Genomic DNA, 23,609 nt, shown 5'->3' with positions numbered 1-23,609 from the left:
TCGGGGTTTAAGCGGAAAGCGGTTGTTGCATCCGCAGGCATCGGCGTCCCCCGCGACGCGGGTCCGCGTATGCCGGTTTCACCCCCTTTCCGCCAGGACCCAGATCGATGACGAACGAAACCCTCACCGACGACCGGTTGCCGACACGGTTCGACGGCGGACCCCGTTTCAGGATCCGCCCCAACCGGTTCGGACGCGAGGGGATACGCGCGGTGCGCGAGGCGTGGCGGTTCATGAGGGCGGACGCGGTGTTCGTGTCCTATCCCAAGAGCGGGCGCACCTGGGTGCGCGCCATGATCTCCAGGGTCTATCAGCGGCGCTACGGCCTGCCCGATGGCCTCCTCCTCGAATTCGACGATTTTCACCGCAGGAATGCGGAAATCCCCAGGATCCTCTTCACCCATGACGGCGACGCCTCGCGCAAGCCGGAGGAGTTTGGCCACGACAGGACGAGATACGCCTCGAAGAAGACCGTCTTTCTGGCGAGGAACCCGCTCGATGTCGTGGTGTCGCGCTATTATCACGCAAGGTTCAGGGGACATCATTTCTCATACGGCCACGAGCTCGACGACTTCGTCTGGAAGCCCAATGGCGGGTTGGCCTCCATCGTGTCCTTCCTGAATGCCTGGCACCAGGCCCGCCAGTCCATCGACCGTTTCCTCTTGCTGCGCTACGAGGACTTCCACGCCAGGCCCGTCGAGACGCTGGGCCGCCTCATGAGCTTTCTGGGCTTGGAGGCATCCGAGGACGAGCTTTGCGAGGCTGTCGCGTTCACCGCCTTCGAACAGCTCAAGGAGAAGGAGGCATCCGGCTACTACAAGAGCAGCCGGCTGCGCCCGAGGGACCCCGGCAATCCCGACAGTTTCAAGGTCCGGTCGGGCAAGGTCGGCGGCTATCTGGAAAGCTTTCCCCCGGACATGATCCGGCGGATGGAGGATTTCGTCCGCTCCAACCTGACGGACGCGTACGGTTACCTGCGGGCCTGACACGCGGCGAGGCCCGCAGGCGACGAAGCGGCGGGCGCGTCAGCCCAGTTCCTTGCCGGCCTGGCTTGCAGGCGACGGCGCGGAGGCGTGGCGCGCCCTGACCTCGTCGGCCATGAGCTCGTACCACATGGCGTTCAGCACGGCGAAGGCCGCGGCGAGCGGCAGGCCGAGCATCCATGCGAAATACCACATGAGATATCTCCTTTCGTTCAGTAGGCGTGTCCGGAGTCGTCGCGGATGGCCTTCTCGTCGACCTTGCCCCACAGCACCGCATAGACCCAGCTCGTATAGGCCACGATCAGCGGCACGAAGATCGCGGTGACGAAGAGCATGATGAACAGGGTGAGGTGGCTGGAGGAGGCATCCCACACGGTCAGGCTCGATACCGGATCGATGGAAGAGGGCAGGATGAACGGGAACATCGACACGCCCACGGTGGCGACGATGCCGAACACGGACGCGGAGCTTGCGAGCAGGGCCGTCACCTCCCAGCGCAGGCGCTGGAAGAGGAGGGCGCCCGCAGCCCCCGCAAAGCCGAGGATCGGGGCGATCGCCATCCACGGATGGGTGGCGTAATTGGCAAGCCATATCCCCGCGCCCTGCTCGACCGTCTTGGCCAGCGGGTTGGATGGCCCGCCGGTGGCGACCTCGCTGGTGATGCGGTAGCCCTCTATGCCCGCCGACAGCCACAGGCCGCCCAGCGCGAACAGCACGATGGTCGCCAGCGCCGCCATGCTGCCGTAGCGGCGCGTGCGCTCGGCGACCGCACCGTCGGTCTTGAGCAGCACCCAGCTCGCGCCATGCATGACGAGCATGGCGACCGACAGGAGGCCGCACAGCAGGGCGAAGGGGTTGAGCAGCTCGAACAGCGTCGACCCCTCATAGACGATGCGCAGCTCCGGCGTGAACTGGAAGGGCACGCCCTGCAGGACGTTGCCGACCGCCACGCCGAGGATCAGTGCGGGCACGAAGCCGCCGATGAACAGCGCCCAGTCCCAGCCGCTGCGCCATCTCGCGCTGTCGCGCTTGGAGCGGTACTTGAAGCCGACCGGGCGCAGGATGAGCGCGAACAGGATCGCGAACATCGCCAGGTAGAAGCCGGAGAAGGAGACCGCGTAGAGCGGCGGCCAGGCGGCGAAGATCGCCCCGCCGCCGAGGATCAGCCACACCTGGTTTCCTTCCCAGACCGGGCCGACCGTGTTGATGACGACGCGCCGCTCCACATCGTCCTTCGCGACGAAGGGCAGAAGGGTGGCCGTGCCGAGATCGAAGCCGTCCATCACGGCGAAGCCGATCAGCAGGACGCCGAGCAGCAGCCACCAGATGACGCGGAGGGTATCGTAGTCGATGAGATCGTGGAGAATCATGGGTCGTCACTCCGCTGAAACGAGTTGGGCGGGAGCGATGGGCGTTTCCGGCTCGTGGTCGGGCTCCGGCCCCTTGCGGATCGCGGCGATCATCAGCGACATCTCCACGATGAACAGCACCGTGTAGATCGCCGCGAAGCCGAGAATGGTGGCGAGCACCGTCGCCGCGCCGAGATCGGACACGGCGGCCGCCGTCGGCAAGATGCCCTCGATGATCCAGGGCTGGCGTCCGAATTCGGCCACCACCCAGCCGAGCTCCGCCGCGATCCAGGGCAGCGGGATCGACAGGACCGCCAGTCTCAGGAGACCCGGATACCGGTCGAGCCGCCGCCTGGAGGAGAGGTAGAAGAAGACCGCGGTCAGCGCGATGAAGTAGAAGCCGAGGCCGACCATGAACCGGAACGACCAGAACAGCACCGGCACATAGGGCACCGTGTCCCGGGCCGCCTCGGCGATCTGCGCGTCGGTCGCCTGCCCCGGGTCGTCCACATAGCGCTTCAGGAGAAGGGCGTAGCCGAGTTCGCGTCCCTTGTCCTCGAACGCGGCGCGGACATCGGCGGGAATGGCGTCGTCGCTGCCGGCCGCGCGGATCTTCTGGAGCGCGTCATAGGCCACGATCCCGTTCCTGATATGGGTTTCCGCCCGTGCCACGAGGTCCTCGATGCCCTCGATCTGGGTGGTCAGCGAGCGGGTGCCGATCAGGCCCATGACCCAGGGGATGTGGACGGCGTAGTGGGTCGTGCGCTCCTCCTGGTCGGGAAAGCCGAAGGCGGTGAAGGCTGCCGGCGCGGGTTCCGTCTTCCACATGCCCTCGATGGCAGCGAGCTTCATCTTCTGGTGCTCGGTGGTCAGATAGCCGCTCTCGTCGCCGAGCACGACGACCGACAGCGACGCGGCGAGCCCGAAGGAGGCCGCGACCGTCATGGAGCGCCGGGCGAGCATCTGGTGGCGGCCCTTGAGCAGGTACCAGGCGGAGACGCCGAGCACGAAGATGGAGGCGGTGACATAGCCCGCCGACACGGTATGCACGAACTTCGCCTGGGCCACCGGATTGAACAGGACGGCGAAGAAGTCGGTCACCTCCATCCGCATGGTCTGCGGATTGAAGCTCGAGCCGACCGGGTTCTGCATCCAGCCATTGGCGATCAGGATCCACAGCGCGGAGAGATTGGAGCCGATGGCCACCGCCCAGGTCGTCGCCAGGTGCCCGATCCTCGACAGCTTGTCCCAGCCGAAGAAGAACAGGCCGACGAAGGTCGCCTCCAGGAAGAAGGCCATCAGGCCCTCGATGGCCAGCGGCGCCCCGAAGATGTCGCCCACATAGTGGCTGTAATAGCTCCAGTTCATGCCGAACTGGAATTCCATGACGATGCCGGTGGCGACCCCGAGCACGAAGTTGATGCCGAACAGCGTGCCCCAGAACTTGGTCATCTGCCGCCATATGGTCCGGCCCGTCATCACATAGACGGTCTCCATGATGGCCAGCAGGACGGACAGGCCGAGGGTGAGCGGCACGAACAGGAAGTGATAGAGCGCGGTAATCGCGAATTGCAGTCGTGAGAGGTCTACAATGTCGAGTTCCATGGTGTCATCCGGCGCTCCGGTCCTCTTTGCTGTGGCAGGCATCCATCAGGCCGATGCCTTGGATGCCTTGGGTTGAAAATCGCGCTCAGTCGGGCCGCAAACCCTCCAGCGCGCGGTCGTACTCGGCACTGCCGCGGGCGATATCGGCGACGATGCGGCCCTCCTCGAGACGGATGAGCCGGTCGGCCAGCGCCGCCTCGCGGCGGATATGGGTGGCGACGACGAGTGCGCGGTCTCGCGAGCGGGCGGCGATGCGGGCGAGCACGTCGCGCGCGGTCGCCCCGTCGAGGCCCTCCGTCGGTTCGTCGAGCAGCCAGACGGGCGTATCGCGCAGCAGGAAGCGGGCGAGCGCCAGCCGCCGCGACTGGCCGCCCGACAGGCCGGTGCCGCCCTCGCCGAGCGGTGTGTCGAGACCGTCGGGCAGCGTGGCGACGAACCGGTCGAGCCCCGCGGCCTGGAGCGCGCGGCGCATGTCGCCGTCGTCCGTGCCGGCGCGCGCAAGCGCCAGATTGCCGCGCAGGCTGTCACGGAAGAGCTCCGAGCGCTGCGTCAGGAGCGTGGCGGGTGCCAGCGCCACATGGCCGCCGGCCGGCGCAAGCTCTCCGGCCAGCACGGCGAGCAGCGTCGACTTGCCCGCGCCGCTCTCCCCGATCACGGCGACATGCTCGCCGGGGCGGATCGCGAGGGAGAGGCCGTCGAGGACGGGGCGCCGGGCACCGGGATAGCCGGCGACGAGGCCGTCGACCTCCACGCTGCGGTCCGGCGCGGGACCCGGGAGCGCGGGCACGGTGTCCGGCGTCTCGCCGAGTCTCGGGCCGAGCCGGCGTGCGGCGAGCAGGGTGCGGCCGAACTCGACCGCTCCGCGGCGCAGCCCCGTGAAGGGTTCCAGACAGGCCAGCCCCACCAGCAGGGCGAAGGCCGCCGACGGCGCGCCGATCGTACCGGCCTCGGCCAGTGCGGCGACGGCGAGGAGAATGCCGGCGAGCAGCACCGCGCTCACCGTGGCGAGCGCGAAGCTGACATCGGTCTCGATCCGGTTGAGGGCGATATCGGCTTCCGACAGGCGGCTGTCGGCCGCGGCGATCCCCGCGGCCTGGGCGCCGAGCCGGTTCGCCATGGCGAGATCGGTCTGGCCGCGCATCAGATCGATGCTGCGGGCCCTCAGCACCTCCAGCGCGTGGGCGCGCCGCCTTGCCGCCTTTTCCGCCCGGCGCGCCGCGAGCGCGGGAATGCCGAGACCGGCGCCGAGCAGGAGGAGGCCAACGCCGGCGCCGAGACCTGGATGGAGAAGTCCGAGCGCGATCGCGGTGACGAGCCCGGCACCGAGCGCCGCGAAGACCGGGACGACTACCCGGAGATAGAGCGAATCGAGCGCGTCGATATCGACGGTGAGGCGGAACAGGAGGCGGGAGGGGCGTATGGCGAGCTCGCGTGCGGCATCGGCCCGCGCCCAGCCCCGGAACAGGCGTTCGCGCAGTTGCGCGAGCACCCGGAGCGTGGCTTCGTGGGTCGTGAGCCGCTCGCCGTAGCGCGCGGCGGTGCGCGTGAGGGCGAGGAGCCTGATGCCGGCGGACGGGGCGAAGACGTCGAAGGCCAGCGCCGTGGTCACGGACGCCCCGGCAATGGCCGTGGCGGTGATGAACCAGCCGGACAGGCCGAGTAGCGCGATGCCGGACAGGACGGTCGCCAGCGCCATCGCCGCGCCGGCGGCGAGCATGGGCCGGTTGGCGGAGCGGAACAGGGCGGCGACGGGCCCGAGATGGCGGGTGGAGATCATGTGCGGCCCTCCCGTCCTTCGGCGATGTCCGGCAGGAGAACGGTGCGGTCCATGCGCGCGGCGAGCACCGGGTCGTGCGTGGCGACGATCAGGGTGCGGCCGGCCGCAACCTGGACAAGCATGTCGGAAATCTCGTCCGCCGTCTCCCGATCGAGATGGGCGGTCGGCTCGTCGGCGAGGATGAGGCCCGCCCGGGCGTTCGCCACCGCGCGCGCCACCGCGAGCCTGAGGGCCTCGCCGCCGGAGATCCCGGCCCCCTCCTCGCCGAGCGCGGCGGATCCGCGCCGGTCGGCGAGGTGGTCGAGGCGGGCGGTCCGCAAGGCCTTCGCGGTTTCCGCCGTGCCGATGCCGGGCCGGCCGAGCGCGACATTGCCGCTGAGCGTTCCGGAGAAGAGATGCGGCGCCTGGCCGATCCAGGCCATCCGCGCACGCAGCGCGCCGGCAGTCGCGCCGTCGAGCGCGGTCCCGCCGATGCGGACCGTTCCGGCGTCCGGAACCGCGAGCCCGGCGATCAGGGCGAGAAGCGTCGACTTGCCGTACCCCGTCGGCGCCATGAGCGCCACATGCTCGCCCGCCGCGATGCCGAGGGCGAGGCCGTCGAAAACGGGCGCGGCCGCCCCGTTGTGGCGGAAGCGCAGATCCTCGATCCGGACCGCCGGGGCGGCGGCCTCCGCCGGGGCGGTCCGGGCATCGTCGAGCCCGCCGGCGATCTCCGGGCCGTCCGCGGTGATCTTCGCGATGGCGTCGAGTGCGGCCTCGCCCGCCGCGCGGTCGTGCCAGACCGAGGAGAGGTCGCGTAGCGGCTCGAAGAAGGCCGGTGCCAGAAGCAGGATGAACAGGCCCTCGCCGAGGGTGAGCTTACCGCCCCAGGCGCCGAATTCGAGCTGACCGAGCAGGTGGAAGCCGACATAGACGGCGACCATGGCCACGCCGAGCGCGGCGAAGAGCTCAAGGACCGCGGACGACAGGAAAGCGATCCGCAGCACGGCCATGGTGCGCACGCGCAGGGTCTCCGCCGTCGCCCTCAGATGCCGCGCGGTGCGGTCGACCGCGTCGAATGTCCGGATGGTCGCCATGCCGCGCAGCCGGTCGAGCAGGAAGGCGTTCATGTCGCCCATCTCGGCGAGCTGCTTCTCGCTCGCCTCCTTGGCGCGCCAGCCGATCAGCGCCATGAAGACGGGAATGAGCGGCGCGGCGACCAGCAGGATCAGCGCGGCCACCCAGGAATAGGCGAGCACGCAGGCGAGGATGGCGAGCGGCACGACGGTCGCCTTGTGGCGCAGGGGCTTAAAGCGCGCGCGGTAGGGCACGACCGCCTCCGCCTGCTCGGCGAGCGTGCCGGCGACGAACCCGGATGAGGGGCGCGCGGCATCGAGCGGCGAGCGCCGTGCGAGGCCGGCGACGGCATCGGCACGCAGGGCGGTGAGCTGGCCGCGCGCGGCCCGGAACGCGCTCTGCATGCCTGCGCGGTCCAGCCAGGCCCGGGCGATGCCGAGGACGAGGATGCCGGCTGCGGGCAGGAGCGCCCGGTCCATCGCGGCGCTCGAGGCGATCTGGCCGACGGCGAGGCTCAGAAGGGCGGCCTGCGGGATCCAGAGCAGGGCGGCCGCCGATTGCAGGACGGTCGCCGTCCGGCCGACGGAGGGCTCGGTACGGGCGCGACTGTCCGCTGCCGCGGTCTCGCTGCATGGGGGGCCGGCCAGTGCCGCATCGGCGGTGCCGCGCTCTGCGGCGGCACCGCGGTTCCGGCCGAGTGTCGCGTCCAGCGCCGTCATGTCCTGCCGGTCTCCGTGCGTCTGTCGCCCATGGAGACGATCCGGTCCTTGGCGTCGAGCAGGCGTGTCACCTTCGCGCCGAGGCTGAGCAGCATGGCAAGCCGGTCGGTATCGAGCCGCTTCACATCGTCATACCAATTAGTCAGTTGCTCGATCAAGTTGTTCATCTCCACGAGTCGCGACTGGGCGTAGCGCTCCTCCCCGGTGCCGGGCTGCTGCATGATGAGCTCGCGCAGGACGGACAGGGTGGGGTCGATCTCGCGCTTCTTGCGCTCCTCCGCGAGCGTTCTGAGGATGTCCCAGACATTGTCGGGCGTGGTGAAGAAGTCCCGCCGGTCGCCGGGAATGTGCTTCAGGATCACGAGGTTCCAGGCCTGGAGCTCGCGCAGGCTCATGGAGACGTTGGAGCGCGATATGCCGAGCGCGTCGACGATCTGGTCGGCGCAGCACGGTTCCGACGAGACATAGAGCAGCGCATAGATCTGCCCCACCGTGCGGTTGATGCCCCAGCGGCTGCCCATCTCCCCGAAATGGAGCACGAAGGACTGGATGAGTGGCGGCAGATTCATGAGGTTACGGCCATCCCGGTTATTTCAGTAATTTCTGAAATCCATGTATAGCACGGACCCTCCGTGACAAGGCAAGGCCGTCGGCCATGGCGGATCCAATGGTCGCGGTGCGCAAAGGCCGCAGGGCGCGGCGGAGCGATCGGGACGGAATGGGCGCTGGCATGTCCATGGGGTCTCCGCTTCTGCCTCGTCTGGACCGGCTTCCGCGTCCGATCAGATCAGGAACGTTGCATCTGCACTTTAAGATCGATCAATTTTGCCTCCGCGACAGCCCCGAATTCGCCCGCAATGTGCGCGGCAGGAGAGGTCTTGATCTTTGTTGAGGTAATGTTTTACCGCTAACACCGGTCGCGCGCTCAGGCCGACGCCGCAGCCGGGCTTCGCGCAGCCCCGGCGGAGCGGCCTCCCTCGGCGAGCTCCGCCTTGAGCGCGGCGACGGCTTCGAACTGGCTGAGGAACACCCGGCCGGACATCTCCTTGAGGAAGGCCGTCCGCCTCAGCCGGTCCATCACCGGGCCCTTCACCTCGGAGAGATGGAAGGCGATGCCAGCGTCCGCGAGGCGATGGTCGATCTCCTCCAGGCTTTCCAGCGCGCTCGCATCGATGGCGTTGACGGCGGAGCACATCAGGACGACGTGGCGGACTTCCGGGGCCGCGGCGACGAGCGCGGCGATCCTGTCCTCCAGATAGCGGCTGTTGGCGAAATAGAGGCTCTCGTCGACGCGCACCGACAGGATGGCGGGATCGGTGAGCACGCTGTGGCGGTTGATATTGCGGAAGTGCTCGGTGCCCGGCACCTGGCCGACGACCGCCATATGCGGCTTGCTGGTCCGGTAGAGATACATCAGCAGCGACAGGGCGACGCCCGCCACCACGCCGGGCTCCACGCCCCAGGCGAGCGTCACCAGGATCGTCGCCGCCATGGCCGCGAAGTCGGCTTTCGAATAGGTGAAGACGCGCGCCATGGCGCGGACATCGACGAGCGAGAGCACCGCCACGATGATGGTCGCGGCAAGGGTCGCCTGCGGCAGGTTGGCGAGCAGCGGCGTCAGGAACAGGGTGGCGAGCGCGATGCCGACAGCGGTGAAGACGCCGGCTGCCGGGGTCTCCGCGCCCGCGTCGAAATTGACCACCGAGCGCGCGAAACCGCCGGTCACCGGATAGCCGGAGGAGACGCCGGAGGCGATATTGGCCGCGCCGAGGCCGACGAGCTCCATGTCCGGCACGATGCGCTGGCGGCGTTTGGAGGCGAGCGTCTGGGCGACGGACACCGATTCCACGAAGCCGATCACGCTGATGAGGAAGGCGGGAACGGCGAGGGTTGCGAGGAGGTCGGGCGAGATGACGGGCAGGCCCGGAACCGGCAGCCCCTGCGGGATCTCGCCGATGAGCGCGACACCGCGCTGACCGAGATCGAAGGCGGTGGCGAGCAGGATGGTGACGGCGACGCTCAGGATCGGGGCTGCCTTGGTCAGGATGTCGGCCAGCCGGGTGTTGAGGCCCATGCCCCTCAGAATGGCCTTCAGCCGCAGCCGCGCGAAATAGAGGAAGGCCACCACGCCCGCGCCGATGGCGAGCGTGACCGGATTGGTGTCGGCGATGTTCGCGCCGAGCCCGCCGAGAATGTCCGGCAGCGTCTTGCCGCTGACGGGAACGCCGAGCAGGTGCTTGAGCTGGCTCGAGGCGATGAGGATGCCCGATGCGCTGATGAAGCCGGAGATCACCGGATGGCTGAGGAAGTTGGCGAGAAAGCCGAGCCGGAGCAGCCCCATCAGGAGCAGCATGCCGCCCGACAGCAGAGCAAGCGCTGTGGCGGCGGTGAGATAGTCGGCCGTCCCCTGCGCCGCGATCTGCCCGACGGCGGAGGCCGTCATGAGCGAGACCACAGCCACCGGGCCGACGGCCAGCGTCCGGCTCGTGCCGAAGACGGCATAGGCCACGAGCGGCAGGATCGAGGCGTAAAGCCCGATCTCGGGCGGCAGGCCGGCCAGCATGGCATAGGCCAGCGACTGCGGGATGAGCATGATGGTCACGATCACCGCCGCCACGAGGTCGCTGACGAGCACGGAGCGGTCGTAGGCTCCCGCCCAGTCGAGTACGGGGAAGAACCGTTTCAGTCCGGCCATGGAGGAAATGCCTGTCCTGCGCGGCTCCGGTTGGCAGTGCCCCCGCATCCGGTCGCCGCCGTCCGGATGCGGGGGAAGGGGAAGTCCGGCCCGTGCGGCCGGCGTCCGTCAGAGCGTGTTGACGGGCACCTTCAGGAACACCTTGCCGTCCTTGTCGGCGGGAGGCAGCCGGCCGGCGCGCATGTTCACCTGGAGCGACGGCAGGATCAGGCGCGGCATGGAGAGCGTCGCGTCGCGCGCCTCGCGCATCTTCACGAACTCGTCCTCGCTCGCGCCGTGGCCGACATGGATGTTGTTGCGCTTCTCCTCGCCGACCGTCGTCTCCCATTCGATGTTGCGGTCGTTCGGGCCGTAATCGTGGCACATGAAGAGCCGCATCTCGTCCGGCAGGGCGAGGATGCGCTGGATGGAGCGATAGAGGGTGCGCGCGTCGCCGCCGGGGAAGTCGGCGCGCGCGGTGCCTCCGTCGGGCATGAAGAGCGTGTCGCCGACAAAGGCGGCGTCGCCGATGACATGGGTCATGCAGGCCGGCGTGTGGCCGGGCGTATGCATGACATGGGCCGTCATCGTGCCGATCGCGTAGCTGTCGCCATCCCTGAACAGCCGGTCGAACTGGCTGCCGTCGCGCTCGAACTCGGTGCCCTCGTTGAACACCTTGCCGAAGGTGTCCTGGACGACGACGATGTTCTCGCCGATCCCGAGCTTGCCGCCGAGCTTGGACTGGATATAGGGCGCCGCGGAGAGGTGGTCGGCATGGACATGGGTCTCGATGAGCCACTCCAGCGTCCAGCCCTTTTCCCGGATATGGGCGATGATCCTGTCGGCGCCGTCATAGGTGATGCGCCCGGCGGCGTAGTCGATGTCCATCACCGAATCGACGACGGCGCAGGAGGTGGAGGCCGGGTCCCTGACGATGTAGCTGATCGTGTTGGTGGGCTCGTCGAAGAAGGCGACGACCTCGGGCTTCACCGACAGATCGGGCGTGAAGGGAAGCGAAACGGGCATGGCGATCTCCCTGGGTTCGATGGTGTCATGCCGCACCGGTCGCGGTGCGGGCCCTGGTGGCGTTGCGCAGGTAGCGGGCAACGAGAATGCCGGCGACCATGGCGGCGACGAAGACGACCGCGTCGGTCTCCATGAGGCCGAGGGCGGGAATGGCGCCGCCGGGGCAGAAGCCGGAAATGCCCCAGCCGATGCCGAAGACCGCCGAGCCGGCGATCAGCGGCAGGTCGATCCCCTTGCCGGAGGGCAGGTGGAAGCCCGTATCGAGCGCCGGCGCGCGGCGCTTCAGGATGAGGGCATAGCCGGGCGCGGTCACCGCCAGCGCGCCGGCCATCACGAAGGCGAGCGAGGGGTCCCAGGCGCCGGCGAAATCGAAGAAGTTGAGGATCTTGGCCGGGTTGGCCATGCCCGACAGCGCGATGCCCGCGCCGAAGATGAGGCCGATGAGCAATGCGGACACGATGCGGGCCATCATAAACCTCCGATCACGTGGCGGACGACGAAGACGGTGAGCGCGGTGGTGACCATGAAGGTCGCCGTGGCCGCGATGGAGCGCGGCGACAGCCGCGCCATGCCGCAGACGCCATGGCCCGACGTGCAGCCGGAGCCATAGGTGACGCCGATGCCGACGATCAGCCCGCCGGCGATCAGCCAGGGGGTCGGGACGGGGCTGTCGAACGGGATGGTCGCGCCGCCGAACGCGATCATGGCGGCGGGGGCGGCAACCGCGCCGGCGAGGAAGGCCGCGCGCCAGCCCCAGTCGCGCGCGGGCGGGGGCAGGAGGGCGGCCAGGATGCCGGTCATGCCGGCGATGCGGCCGTGAACCGCCATGAGCAGCACGGCGGACAGGCCGATCAGCGCGCCGCCGAGAAGCGAGAGGAACGGGGTGAATTCGGTCATGATGCGTGTGCTGTTTTCTTGTCGGACGCTCGTTCGCAGAAAAGGTCGTGCATGGTGGCTATGAAGATGCGGACACGCGGATCGGCATGGCGGTAGAAGACCTGCTTGCCGTCCTTGCGCCCGACGATGAGCTGCGCCTTCCTGAGGGCGGCGAGCTGCTGCGACAGGCCGGGCTGGCGGATACCCAGAAGGTCCTCCAACTCGCGCACCGAACGCTCGCCGTCGACGAGCGCACAGCAGATCAGGAGCCGGTCCGGGTTGGACAGCTTCTTCAGGAAGGCCGAGGCCTCCCCGACATTGGCCTTCATCTCGACGGCCTCGCAGGACAGCTGGTCGGTCATCTCCGGATCCTCCGCCGGCCGCCGCTCAATGGCCGTGCGCGGCGAGCCATTTCACCGCGCCGGAGAGGTCGAAGCCGCGGGCGGCGGCAAATGCGGCGACCTCCTGGCTTTTCATGCGCCCGTCGAGCACCTCGCCGATGGCCCACAGGGTCAGCGAGCGCGTGCCCGTGCGGCAATAGGCCAGGACCGGGCCCTCGTTGTCGGCGACGGCCTTCTGGAAGGCGCGCACCTTCTCCTCGGTCAGGTCGGGCACGGGGATCACTGTGAAGCCGAGCCCGGCCTTGCGCCCCGCCTCTGCGATGCTGGCGGCGTCCGGCTGGCCGGCCTCCTCGCCGTCCGGGCGGTTCGCGACGAGGCCGGTGAAGCCCGCCGCCGCGATATCCGGCAGATCCGACGGCGATATCTGCGGCGAGACCGACAGCTTCTCGGTGATCGCGACAGGCTTCATGTGCGGCCTCCCTTACGGGCGCAGGTGTCGATGCCGAAGATCGAATAGGCCGGGCAGTAGGACATGAGCCCGGTCGCCAGCGGCACGAGGCCGATCAGGCCCCACCAGCGCGCCGCGCCATCCATGAGGACGATCAGCGAGAGCAGTGCGAGACCGACGACGATCCTCGCGATCCGGTCGATGCCTCCGACATTCCTGGTCATGGTCGTTGGTCCCTTCGGTCGTGTGTGTGGTTCGTGAGGGGCGATGCCCCGTTGCCGAACGATTACATGCTGATGATTGCAAAATATTGCAATCGATAAAACGAAAACATTTTGTCGCACCGGTTGTCGCATGCCGTTTCGGCCGGCGGATCGGCCATTGGCTGCGTCCTCCAGGGGCGAGGCTGCCGGTCGCGCCAGGGCTTGTTATGGCTGGGGGATTGCCAGGAGCGGCGAAGACCGTTATCGATTGGTTATGTTATAACGTTGCATTTGTCCAAATGACGGCACTCCGGCCGCGCATCCGGGCACAGGCACAGTCTCGATACGATGGAGCGAACATTGACGGACAATCGCCTTCCGGTCACCGTCCTGTCCGGCTTTCTCGGGGCGGGCAAGACGACCCTGCTCAATCACGTTCTCAACAATCGCGAGGGCCGCCGCGTGGCGGTCATCGTCAACGACATGAGCGAGGTCAATATCGACGCCGATCTCGTGCGCGACGGCGGGGCCGACCTGTCGCGCACCGACGAGACCCTGGTGGAGATGACCAATGGCTGCATCTGCTGCACGCTGCGCGACGATCTCCTGAGCGAGGTGCGCCGCCTCGCCGGGGCGGGCCGGTTCGACTATCTCCTGATCGAGGGGACGGGCATCGCCGAACCGCTCCCCGTGGCGGCGACCTTCGCCTTCCGCGACGAGGCCGGCGTTTCCCTGTCGGACATTGCCCGCCTCGACACCATGGTGACGGTGGTCGATGCGGCCAATCTGCTGAAGGACTACGCCAGCCGGGATTTCCTGAGCGACCGTGGCGAGACGGCGGGCGAGGGCGACGAGCGCACGCTGGTCGACCTGCTGGTGGACCAGATCGAGTTCGCCGATATCGTCGTCGTCAACAAGGTCTCCGACGTGGACGCGGAGACGCGCCGGGCGGTGCGCGCCGTGGTCAAGGGCCTCAACCCGGATGCCCGCATCCTGGAGACCGACTTCGCCAAGGTCGACCCCGGCGAGATCCTCGACACCGGCGCCTTCGATTTCGACCGCGCCCACGAGCATCCGCTGTGGTTCAAGGAGCTCAACGGCTTCGCCGACCATGTACCGGAAACGGAGGAATACGGGGTCGAGAGCTTCGTCTATCGCGCGCGCCGCCCGTTCCATCCGGAGATGTTCGCCGACTTCATGCGGCAGAGCTGGCCGGGGCTGATCCGGGCGAAGGGGCTCTTCTGGCTGGCGACCCGGCCCGAATGGGTCGGCGAGTTCAGCCTCGCCGGCGCCATCTGCCGCACCGGGGCCATGGGGTACTGGTGGGCGGCGGTGCCGAAGGAGCGCTGGCCCGACCATCCCGAATGGCGCGCGATGCTCGCCAGCCATTGGGTGCCGGGCTGGGGCGACCGCCGCCAGGAGCCCGTCTTCATCGGGACCGGCATGGACGAGGCCGCGATCCGCGCCGGCCTCGATGCCTGCCTCGCCGGGCCGGAGGACTCCGCCGGGATCGACACGGAGACCTTCCGCCATCTGCCGGACCCGTTCCCGGAGTGGGGGCGGGCCGGTGCGGCGTGACCGGCCGCGTCCCCGCCATCCCCGGAGGGCGGCGTCAGCCGGGCGTGCGGTCCTCGTCCGCCGCCGCCTCGCGGTCGGGTGCAGCGTCCTCCTGCCTGCCGCGCCGGTCCTTCTCCGGCGAGAAGCTGACGATGCGGTCGCCGCTGGACGGCGTTCCGGTCGCGCCGGATGCGAAGACGATGGTGCCCGACGGCTTGACCCACAGGAGGACGACCACCTCGTCGGGCCGGCTGGCCAGATAGGCGTCGTAGTCGAATGTGTCCGTCAGCTTCGTCGCCTGGAAGGTCCAGCCCCGCCAGTGCCGGTCGCGCAGGTCGCGGAAGGTCAGCGGCTCTTCCGTCAGCGGCCGTCCGCCCAGCGTGAAGTTGAGCGAGGCCCGGTCCGGCTTCTCTTCCCCGCGCCCAAGCTGGAAGACGTGGGCGCGGCCGAGCTCGGGGCCGAAATCGGTGCATACGAGCGCGTTGTAGGCGTCGTTGTCGGTCACCGCGGCAAGCGTGGAGAACTGGTTCGGGTCGATGTCGTGATGGGCCGCCTCCGACAGGATATCGCCGTAGAAGACCGGAATGTCGGCGAGCCGGGCCTCGGCGATGTGGTTCCAGTTGGGATCGGCGATCATCACGGGCACCTCGAGCGACTTCAGCTTGCTGGCGAGGTCTATGGTCCAGCGCGCGCCGCCGACGATGAGCAGGCCGGGCTTCTCCGTGCTCTTCAGCTTGAGGAGGGCGGAGAGCGGGCCGAGCGTGAAGCCGTGCAGGACGATGGTGGCGACGACCACGGCGAAGGTGAAGGCGACCATGCGGTTTGCATCCGCGATGCCCGCATCGGCGAGCGCGGCCCCGAAGAGGCCGGACACGGCGACGGCGACGACGCCGCGCGGCGCGATCCAGCTCGTCAGGATGCGCTCCGCCATTGTCGCGCCGGACCCCGCGGTGGCGACCATGATGGCAAGCGGGCGCACGACGAAGAGCACGGAGGCGACAAACAGCGCCGCATGCAGGTCGAGCATCCTGAAATCGTCCGGGGTCAGCGAGGCCGTCAGCAGGATGAAGATGCCGGAGACGAGGAAGACCGTGATGGTCTCCTTGAAGCGCTGCATTTCCGCAAGGCTCGCGATCCGGGTATTGCCGAGCACGATGCCCATGACGGTGACGGTCAGAAGGCCGGCCTCCTCCAGCACTAGATTGGTGAGCGCGTAGGCAAGCAGGATCGCCACGAGCAGGAGCGGCGCCTTGAGGAACTCCGGCACATGCCCGTTCATGAACGCCCACTGGATGAGCCTGGCCGCGAGATAGCCCCCGATGACGGCGAACAGGAAGGCGGCCACGACCACATAGGCGAGGCTGCCGCCCTGATGCTGGCCGATCAGCACCAGGATGATCTCGAAGGAGATGACCGCGAGGAGCGCGCCGATCGGGTCGTTGACGATCGCCTCCCACTTGAGCAGCGAGGCGGGTCTGGCGTCGAGCCGGGCCTGGCGCAGGAGCGGCGAGATCACGGTCGGCCCCGTGACCACGAGGATCGCCCCGAGCACCACTGCCGTCGGCCAGGACAGCGCGCCCAGATAATGCGCCGACAGCGCGGTGAGGACCCAGACCAGCGGTCCGCCGATCATGACGATCCGCCTGACGGCGGTCGAGGTCTCGCGGATCTCCTTGACGTTCAGCGTCAGCCCGCCCTCGAACAGGATGATGGCGACGGCCAGCGACACGAGCGGCCGGTAGATGTCGCCGAAATCCTCCGCCGGATTGACGAAGCCCGTTGCCGGCCCGGCGATGAAGCCGGCCGCCAGCAGGAGCACGATGGCCGGCAGGCGCAGCCGCCAGGCAAGCCACTGGGCCGCCATGCCCGCCACGCCGATCAGGGCGATCTTGAGCGCAATATCGTGCATCGTTCCCCCTCGTCCGTCGCGCCGGATCCCTCCGGCCGACCCGAACCCGGTTGTCGACCCTGGGCCGGGCCCGGTCAAGGACGCCTTGCTCAGCTCGTTTCGGCTTCGGCCCCGGCCCCCGTCGCCTTCGGGATGGGCCGGCCGGCGGCCAGCGCTTCCTCGACGGCATGGCAGGCGGCATGGACGCCCCTTGCAGGCTTGAGCTCCGGGCGCTCCACGCGGCAGCGGTCGAAGGCCAGCGGGCAGCGCGGATGGAAGGCGCAGCCCGGCGGCGGGTCGATAGGCGAGGGCAGTTCGCCCCTCAGCACGATGCGCTGCCTTGAATGGCCCGGCTCGGCAACCGGCGTCGCCGACAGGAGCGCCTGCGTATAGGGGTGGCGGGGCTCGGAAAAGATCTCCTCGCGCGGGCCCTGCTCAACCGGGCGGCCGAGATACATTACCATCAGTTCGTCGGCGATATGGCGGACGACGGACAGGTCATGGCTGATGAACATATAGGCTAGCCCCAGCGTCTCCTGCAGATCGACCAGGATGTTGAGCACCTGCGCCTGGATCGACACGTCGAGGGCGGAGACCGGCTCGTCGAGAACGAGGATCTCCGGATCGAGCATGAGCGCGCGCGCGATGGCGATGCGCTGGCGCTGGCCGCCGGAGAACATGTGCGGATAGCGGTCGTAATGCTCCGGTCTCAGGCCCACCTGCTCCATCATGGCCTGCGCGCGCTCGCGCCGCTCCCGGCCCGGCAGCCGCGTATTGACGAGCAGCGGCTCCTCCAGCGCCGCCCCGATACGCTGGCGCGGATTGAGCGAGCCATAAGGGTTCTGGAACACGATCTGGACCTTCGTGCGCAGCGTGCGGCGGGCTTCGGCGTCCGCCGAGGCCACGTCGAGCCCCGCGATTTCCAGCCGGCCCGAACTCGGCGGCTCGATCATGGTGACCATGCGCGCGAGCGTCGACTTCCCGCAGCCCGATTCGCCGACAACGGCGAGCGTGCGGCCGCGCGACAGGGTGAAAGAGGTGCCAGCCACGGCCTTCAGGAAGGCCGGCTTGTGGAAGGCCCCGCGCGAGACCTCGTAGTCGCGGGTCAGGCCGTCGGCCCTCAGCACCGCATCCGCGCTTCCCGTCATGCCCTCGCCTCCCCGGCGGGAACGGGGCCCGGATGGCCCTGCGGCTCGCCGTTCTTCAGCGGATAGTGACACAGCGCCCGGCCCATCGCCGCGGCGGCCTCGACCGGGGCGACGTCGCGGCAATGGGCGGTGGCGAACCGGCAGCGCGGGCTGAACAGGCAGCCCCGCGGCCGGTCGATCAGGCCCGGCACGACGCCGGGGATCGAGGGCAGGTGGCGCGCATGGGCGCGCTCCGGCAGGGCCGCGAGCAGCGCCGCCGTATAGGGGTGATGGGGATCGGCGAACAGGCCCTCCACCGTCTGCTCCTCCACCTTCTGGCCGGCATATTGCACGTTCACGCGCTCCGCCGTCTCCGCGACCACGCCCATATCGTGGGTGATGAGCACCATGGCCATGCCGGTCTCCCTTTGCAGGCGCACGAGCAGCTCCAGGATCTGCGCCTGGATGGTCACGTCGAGCGCGGTGGTCGGCTCGTCCGCGATCAGGAGCTTCGGATTGCACGAGATGGCCATGGCGATCATGACGCGCTGGTTCATGCCGCCGGAGAGCTGGTGGGGGAATGAGGAAAGCCTGCCCTCGGGCTTCGGGATGCCGACGAGCCGCAGGAGCTCCACCGCGCGGTCGCGGCGTTCCGCCCGCTTCAGCCCGGTATGCGCCTTCAGCGCCTCGGTGAGCTGGAAGCCGACGGTGAAGCAGGGGTTGAGGCTCGTCATCGGCTCCTGGAAGATCATGGCGAGGTCGCGCCCGACGATCTGCCGGCGGTCGCGCGCGGACATTGTGAGGAGGTCGCGGCCGGCAAAGGCGAGCCGGTCGGCGGTCACCGTCGCCGTCCAGGGCAGGAGCCCCATGGCTGCCAGCATGGAGACCGACTTGCCGGAGCCCGATTCGCCGACGATGCCCAGGATCTCGCCCTCGTCGACGGCGAGGGAGACGCCGTCCACGGCGCGCAGGCGGCCCATGGCGGTCTCGAAATCGACGGTCAGGTTCTCGATCTCCAGAAGTGCCATCACGACCTCTTCAGCTTGGGATCGAGCGCATCGCGCATGCCGTCGCCCATCAGGTTGATGGCGAGCACGGTGGCGAGGATCGCGAGGCCGGGAAAGGTGACGACCCACCAGGCCCTGAGGATGAACTCGCGCGCCTCAGCGAGCATCGTGCCCCATTCCGGCGTCGGCGGCTGCGCGCCCATGCCGAGGAAGCCGAGGGCTGCGGCGTCGAGGATCGCGGTGGAGAACGACAGCGCGGCCTGGACGATGAGCGGCGCCATGCAGTTCGGCAAGACGGTGACGAACATGAGCCGCGGCAGGCGGACGCCTGCGACCTGGGCCGCCGTGACATAGTCCTTGGGCCGTTCGCCCAGCACGGCCGCCCGCGTCAGGCGCACATAATGGGGCTGCTGCACGATGGCGATGGCGATGATGGCATTGGTGAGGCTCGGCCCCAGAACAGCCACCAGGACGAGCGCCAGAAGGAGGCTCGGGAAGGACAGGATCACGTCCATCACGCGCATGATGACGGTGTCCACGCCACCGCGGAAGAAGCCGGCGACGAGGCCGATCACCACCCCGACCATCAGCGACAGGGAGACCACGACGCAGCCGATGAACAGCGAATAGCGGCTGCCATGGATGAGGCGGGAGAGGATGTCGCGCCCGACCGCATCGGTGCCGAGCAGGAAGCTGACATCGCCGCCCTCCTCCCAGAAGGGCGGTTTCAGCAGGGCGTCGCGGTACTGGACCGTGGGCCCGTGCGGCGAGATCACGTCGGCGAGGATCGCGACCAGGACGATGAACACGAAGAAGGCGAGCCCCATGACGGCGCCGCGGTTCTCGCGGAAATAGCTCCAGAACTCGATGAGAAGCGCGATCCGCCCGCCCCGTGCGGCGGGGGCGCCGTCTTCCTTCTCCAGTGCCGTATCGGTCATTCGCCTAATCCCTGTAGCGGATCTTCGGGTTGATCAGCCCGTAGGTCACGTCGACGAGCAGATTGACCAGCATGACGATGGCGGCGATCAGCAGGAGGCCGCCCTGCACGGCCGGATAGTCCCGCCTGAAGATCGAATCGATCATCCACTTGCCGATGCCCGGCCAGGAGAAGATCGTCTCGGTGAGGATCGCGCCGGCGAACAGCACGCCGACCTGCAGGCCGATCACGGTGATGACCGGGATCATGGCGTTCCTGAGCGCATGGAGCCCGACCACCCGCCAGGGCGCGAGCCCCTTGGCGCGGGCGGTGCGCACATAATCCTCGCCCAGGACCTCCAGCATGGCCGAGCGTGTCTGGCGCGCGATGACGGCGAGCGGGATGGTGCCGAGCACGATGGACGGCAGGACGAGGTGGCTGACCGCGGAGGCGAAGGCACCGTCCTGGCCCGACAGCAGGCTGTCGATCAGCATGAAGCCGGTCGGCGTGGGGAAGTAGTAGAGGAGCGATATGCGGCCCGATACGGGCGTCCATCCGAGAATGCCGGAGAACAGGATGATGAGCAGGAGCCCCCACCAGAAGATCGGCATGGAATAGCCGACCAGCGCCGTCGTCATCACTGCATGGTCGAAGGTCGTGCGCCGCCGCACCGCCGCGATCACGCCGGCCGGCACGCCGAGCGCGATGGCGAAGAGGATGGCGCAGACCGACAGTTCGAGGGTCGCCGGAAACAGGGTGAAGAACTCCTGGAACACCGGCTTCCGGGTGATGATCGACGTGCCGAGATCGCCATGGAGAAGGTCCCACAGATAGGTGAGATACTGGTCCCAGATCGGCCGGTCGAAACCGTATTGGTGGAGGAGCTCGCGATAGCGCTCCTCGTCGATCGAGCGCTCGCCGGCGAGCAGCAGCACCGGATCGCCGGGCAGAAGGCGGATGAAGCCGAAGGCGACCACCGTCACCCCGAGGAAGGTCGGGATGAGGAAGCCGATGCGAATCAGCAGGAACCGGATCATGTATGCCAGCCACGATCCCCCGCCGCCCCGGCAAGGGGGCGGCGGGGGCCTCAGGGCCTGTTGCCGCTATGGTGTCACTGCGCGATGTCGACACCGTCGAAGCGATGGCTGCCCAGCGGGTCCATCTTGTAGCCCGACACGCTCTTGCGCATGGGCATGAACACCACCGAATGGGCGATCGTCGCCCAGGGCGCCTGCTCCTTGAAGACGACCTGCGCCTCGCGATAGAGCTCGGCGCGCTTGTCCTTGTCGCTCAGGACCTTGGCTTCCTGGATCAGCTTGTCGAAGGGCTCGTAGCACCACTGGGCGCGGTTCGCGCCGCCGACGCCGTCGCAGCCGAGCAGGACGGCGAGGAAGTTGTCGGGGTCGCCATTGTCGCCGGTCCAGCCGAGCAGCACGGCGCCGTCGCGGTCGACCTCCTTGGAGCGCTTGAGATACTCGCCCCATTCATAGGAGACGATCTCGGCATCCACGCCGACCTTGGCCCAGTCCGACTGGATGAGCTCGGCCATGCGCCGCGCATTCGGGTTGTAGGGCCGCTGGACGGGCATCGCCCAGATCTTCATCTTCAGGTCGGAAACGCCCGCCTCGTCCAGCATCGCCTTGGCGGCTTCCGGATCGTAAGCGTCGTCCTCGACCTTCTCGTTGTAGCTCCACATGGTCGGCGGGATCGGGTTCTTCGCCACCCGGCCGGCGCCCTGGAACACGGCGTCGAGGATCGCCTCCTTGTTGATCGCCATGTTGAGCGCCTTGCGCACCTTGACGTTGTCGAACGGCGCCTTCTGGGTGTTGTAGGCGAGATAGCCCACATTCAGCCCTTCCTGCTCCATGACATTGAGGTCGGAATCGTTCTTCATGGCCTCGATGTCGGCGGGGTTGGGATAGGGCGCCACCTGGCACTCATTGGCCTTGAGCTTCTGGTAGCGGACCGCCGGATCGGTGGTGATGGCGAAGACCAGATCGTCGATCGGCTGCTTGCCGTCCCAATAGTCCGGATTGGCCTTGTAGCGGATCACCGCGTCCTTCTGATAGGCCACGAACTGGAACGGGCCGGTGCCCAGCGGCTGCTGGTTCAGGAGTTCCGGCTTGCCGTCCTCCATCAGCTCGTCGGCATATTCCTTGGAGAGGATCGAGGCGAAATCCATCGCCAGATTGGCGAGCATCGGCGCCTCGGGCCGGGTCAGCACGAACTTCACCGTGTAGTCGTCGACCTTCTCGATGTCCTTGATGAGGTCCGGCATGGACATCGCGTTGAAATACTCCCACGAGCCGCCGGCATAGTCGAAATACGGGCTCTCCCCGTCGAGCTGGCGCATGAAGGAGAAGACCACGTCGTCCGCGTTCAGCTCGCGGCTCGGCGTGAAGAAGTCGGTGGTGTGGAACTTCACCCCCTTGCGCAGATGGAAGGTGTATTCCGTGCCGTCGTCGGAAACCTCCCAGCTTTCCGCAAGGCCCGGAATGACGTTGGTCGTGCCGCGCTCGAACTCCACCAGCCTGTTGTAGACGGGCTTGGACGAGGCATCGAAGGTGGTGCCGGCCGTGTAGAGCGCCGGATCGAACCCCTCGGGGCTGCCTTCCGAACAATAGACTAGCGTCTTGGCCTGGGCGCCGGCCGAGGCCATGGCGAGAAGCGACAATCCGAATGTCGCCGCCATCACGCGTTTGGTACGTAGCATCTAACCCTCCCTGGAGCGTAACGACATGCCTGTCCTCCAGATCAATCGATCTCGAGCCGGGACCGGCCCAGGATCGATACTTTGATCTGCCCTCAAAAGGTTAGAGCAACTTGTGTGCGTCCGGTCGGACACACGTTGCCCTAGGAGCAGGTCGCCCATATTTGCAGCAAAATCGCCCGTTGAAAACGGGCAGCCGCCGCTTTTCTCCATCTCCGACTGCGACGCTGCGATGCACACCTATCGGGCGAGTGCGCAGGTCTCGGCCATCAGGCACAGGAGTTCCCACATCATGGTCGCCCCGTTGAGCGCGGTGTAGCCGGACGGATCGAAGGGCGGGGAGACCTCCACCATGTCCGCGCCGACAATGTCGAGCCCGCGTAGGCCGCGCACCAGCGCCTGCGCCTCGCGCGGGGTGAAGCCGCCGACCTCCGGCGTGCCCGTGCCCGGCGCATAGGCGGGGTCGAGGCAGTCGATGTCGAAGGTCACATAGGTCGCGCCGTCTCCGACGATCCGGCGGGCCTCCGCCATGACCTTCTCCGGGCCCAGCGCGTCGACCTCCTCGATCTCGAAGATGCGCACGCCGGTGCGGGCTGCGAACTCGCGGTCCTCCCAGTCGTAGCAGGAGCCGCGTATACCGATCTGCACCGTCCGCTTGGGATCGAGCACGCCCTCCTCGATGGCGCGCCGGAACGGCGTTCCGTGGGTCAGCTTGAAGTCGCCGAAATACCCGTCCCAGAGATCGGTATGGGCATCGAACTGGACGAGGCCCACCGGGCGGTCCGCCCCGAGCGCCCTCAGGACCGGCAGGCTGACGAGATGGTCGCCGCCCGCCGACAGCGGCCTGATGCCCCTTGTGTGGATCTCGCGGAAGAACGCCTCGATCCGGTCGAGCGCGTCCTTCACGTCCGCCGGGTTGACGGGCGCGTCGCCGAGATCGGCCACATTGGCGAGATCGTAGGGCGCGATCTTGAGGGCGTGATGGATCTGGCGCATCATCGAGGACATGTCGCGCACCTGCCGGGGGCCGTGGCGGGGGCCGGGACGGTTGGTCGTGCCGCCGTCGAAGGGGATGCCGACGAGCCCGATATCCACCCCGTCGGCCTCCTCCACCGGAACATGCGGCAGGCGCATGAAGGTGGCGATGCCGGCGAAGCGCGGCATGACCTTGCCCGATACGGGCGCGAATCGTCGTTCCTGCGTCATGTGCTGTTCTCCCACCATGTCTGTCACACGGGAGGCATCATAGCCACGCGCCGCAGGCCGGCGGCAAGGCCTGTCACAAACCGCTCACGGGCCATGCGCATCATGGGGCCCGCGACGGTCCCCGTAAGGGGGCCGGTTTCG

General features: G+C 68.1%; 22 protein-coding genes. 2 read left to right on the top strand and 20 right to left on the bottom strand.

What is annotated here, in order from left to right; translation table 11 throughout:
* Window positions 1–107 precede the first annotated feature (107 nt).
* Complete coding sequence (locus HW532_RS11890; protein WP_213160691.1) at window positions 108–986, top strand: sulfotransferase domain-containing protein; 879 nt, start codon at window positions 108–110, stop codon at window positions 984–986.
* Between the two features lie 39 nt (window positions 987–1,025).
* On the opposite strand, the gene cydX is transcribed toward HW532_RS11890, so the two are convergent.
* The 13 genes from cydX to HW532_RS11825 all read right to left on the bottom strand — a co-directional run bounded on the left by cydX (window position 1,026) and on the right by HW532_RS11825 (window position 13,078).
* The gene (cydX, locus tag HW532_RS11885) at window positions 1,026–1,178 is read right to left on the bottom strand and encodes a cytochrome bd-I oxidase subunit CydX (RefSeq protein WP_213160690.1); all 153 of its coding nucleotides are present in this window, start codon (window positions 1,176–1,178) and stop codon (window positions 1,026–1,028) included.
* A gap of 17 nt (window positions 1,179–1,195) precedes the next feature.
* On the bottom strand, window positions 1,196–2,353 hold the full coding sequence (gene cydB, locus HW532_RS11880) for a cytochrome d ubiquinol oxidase subunit II (protein WP_213160689.1): 1,158 nt from the start codon (window positions 2,351–2,353) through the stop codon (window positions 1,196–1,198).
* A gap of 6 nt (window positions 2,354–2,359) precedes the next feature.
* A complete protein-coding gene (locus tag HW532_RS11875; protein WP_213160688.1) occupies window positions 2,360–3,937 on the bottom strand; it encodes a cytochrome ubiquinol oxidase subunit I in 1,578 nt (525 codons plus the stop codon).
* 85 nt (window positions 3,938–4,022) lie between these two features.
* Window positions 4,023–5,714: an amino acid ABC transporter ATP-binding/permease protein gene (locus HW532_RS11870; RefSeq protein WP_213160687.1), complete on the bottom strand. Its 1,692-nt coding sequence runs from the start codon at window positions 5,712–5,714 to the stop codon at window positions 4,023–4,025.
* Window positions 5,711–7,489: a thiol reductant ABC exporter subunit CydD gene (cydD, locus tag HW532_RS11865; RefSeq protein ID WP_213160686.1), complete on the bottom strand. Its 1,779-nt coding sequence runs from the start codon at window positions 7,487–7,489 to the stop codon at window positions 5,711–5,713. The genes HW532_RS11870 and cydD overlap by 4 nt, the downstream gene beginning before the upstream one ends.
* The gene (locus tag HW532_RS11860; RefSeq protein ID WP_213160685.1) at window positions 7,486–8,058 is read right to left on the bottom strand and encodes a GbsR/MarR family transcriptional regulator; all 573 of its coding nucleotides are present in this window, start codon (window positions 8,056–8,058) and stop codon (window positions 7,486–7,488) included. Before HW532_RS11860 ends, cydD begins: the two co-directional genes overlap by 4 nt.
* A gap of 356 nt (window positions 8,059–8,414) precedes the next feature.
* Complete coding sequence (locus HW532_RS11855) at window positions 8,415–10,184, bottom strand: SulP family inorganic anion transporter (RefSeq protein ID WP_213160684.1); 1,770 nt, start codon at window positions 10,182–10,184, stop codon at window positions 8,415–8,417.
* A 108-nt stretch (window positions 10,185–10,292) separates the two neighbouring features.
* Window positions 10,293–11,189, bottom strand: coding sequence for an MBL fold metallo-hydrolase (locus HW532_RS11850; protein WP_213160683.1), 897 nt, complete (start codon window positions 11,187–11,189; stop codon window positions 10,293–10,295).
* Window positions 11,190–11,214: 25 nt separating this feature from the next.
* Window positions 11,215–11,658, bottom strand: coding sequence for a DUF6691 family protein (locus HW532_RS11845; protein ID WP_213160682.1), 444 nt, complete (start codon window positions 11,656–11,658; stop codon window positions 11,215–11,217).
* Window positions 11,658–12,086 (bottom strand): YeeE/YedE family protein, encoded by a 429-nt coding sequence (locus HW532_RS11840; protein WP_213160681.1) that lies wholly within the window; start codon window positions 12,084–12,086, stop codon window positions 11,658–11,660. The genes HW532_RS11845 and HW532_RS11840 overlap by 1 nt, the downstream gene beginning before the upstream one ends.
* On the bottom strand, window positions 12,083–12,427 hold the full coding sequence (locus HW532_RS11835) for an ArsR/SmtB family transcription factor (RefSeq protein WP_213160680.1): 345 nt from the start codon (window positions 12,425–12,427) through the stop codon (window positions 12,083–12,085). The genes HW532_RS11840 and HW532_RS11835 overlap by 4 nt, the downstream gene beginning before the upstream one ends.
* A 25-nt stretch (window positions 12,428–12,452) precedes the next feature.
* A complete protein-coding gene (locus tag HW532_RS11830) occupies window positions 12,453–12,875 on the bottom strand; it encodes a protein tyrosine phosphatase family protein (RefSeq protein ID WP_213160679.1) in 423 nt (140 codons plus the stop codon).
* The gene (locus tag HW532_RS11825; RefSeq protein WP_213160678.1) at window positions 12,872–13,078 is read right to left on the bottom strand and encodes a YgaP family membrane protein; all 207 of its coding nucleotides are present in this window, start codon (window positions 13,076–13,078) and stop codon (window positions 12,872–12,874) included. The genes HW532_RS11830 and HW532_RS11825 overlap by 4 nt, the downstream gene beginning before the upstream one ends.
* 327 nt (window positions 13,079–13,405) lie before the next feature.
* On the opposite strand from HW532_RS11825, the gene zigA reads away from it, so the two are divergent.
* Entirely contained in the window at window positions 13,406–14,635 is a 1,230-nt protein-coding gene (zigA, locus tag HW532_RS11820) for a zinc metallochaperone GTPase ZigA (protein ID WP_213160677.1), read from the top strand.
* 34 nt (window positions 14,636–14,669) lie between these two features.
* Here the strand turns inward: zigA and HW532_RS11815 are convergent, their stop codons facing one another.
* From HW532_RS11815 to speB, 7 genes are all read right to left on the bottom strand, one after another.
* Window positions 14,670–16,523, bottom strand: coding sequence for a cation:proton antiporter (locus HW532_RS11815; RefSeq protein ID WP_213160676.1), 1,854 nt, complete (start codon window positions 16,521–16,523; stop codon window positions 14,670–14,672).
* Window positions 16,524–16,612: 89 nt separating this feature from the next.
* Complete coding sequence (locus HW532_RS11810) at window positions 16,613–17,650, bottom strand: peptide ABC transporter ATP-binding protein (RefSeq protein WP_213160675.1); 1,038 nt, start codon at window positions 17,648–17,650, stop codon at window positions 16,613–16,615.
* Entirely contained in the window at window positions 17,647–18,657 is a 1,011-nt protein-coding gene (locus HW532_RS11805; protein WP_213160674.1) for an ABC transporter ATP-binding protein, read from the bottom strand. The genes HW532_RS11810 and HW532_RS11805 overlap by 4 nt, the downstream gene beginning before the upstream one ends.
* A complete protein-coding gene (locus HW532_RS11800; protein ID WP_213160673.1) occupies window positions 18,657–19,574 on the bottom strand; it encodes an ABC transporter permease subunit in 918 nt (305 codons plus the stop codon). Before HW532_RS11800 ends, HW532_RS11805 begins: the two co-directional genes overlap by 1 nt.
* A 4-nt stretch (window positions 19,575–19,578) precedes the next feature.
* A complete protein-coding gene (locus HW532_RS11795) occupies window positions 19,579–20,589 on the bottom strand; it encodes an ABC transporter permease subunit (protein WP_213160672.1) in 1,011 nt (336 codons plus the stop codon).
* Between the two features lie 74 nt (window positions 20,590–20,663).
* Window positions 20,664–22,265 (bottom strand): ABC transporter substrate-binding protein, encoded by a 1,602-nt coding sequence (locus HW532_RS11790; RefSeq protein ID WP_213160671.1) that lies wholly within the window; start codon window positions 22,263–22,265, stop codon window positions 20,664–20,666.
* Between the two features lie 237 nt (window positions 22,266–22,502).
* The gene (gene speB / locus HW532_RS11785; RefSeq protein WP_213160670.1) at window positions 22,503–23,468 is read right to left on the bottom strand and encodes an agmatinase; all 966 of its coding nucleotides are present in this window, start codon (window positions 23,466–23,468) and stop codon (window positions 22,503–22,505) included.
* Window positions 23,469–23,609: the final 141 nt, after the last annotated feature.

The sequence above is a fragment of the Kaustia mangrovi genome, from assembly GCF_015482775.1.
Taxonomy (GTDB): domain Bacteria; phylum Pseudomonadota; class Alphaproteobacteria; order Rhizobiales; family Im1; genus Kaustia; species Kaustia mangrovi.
The sequence above is the reverse complement of the archived record's forward strand: the minus strand, read 5'-3'. Positions and strand labels throughout refer to the sequence as shown.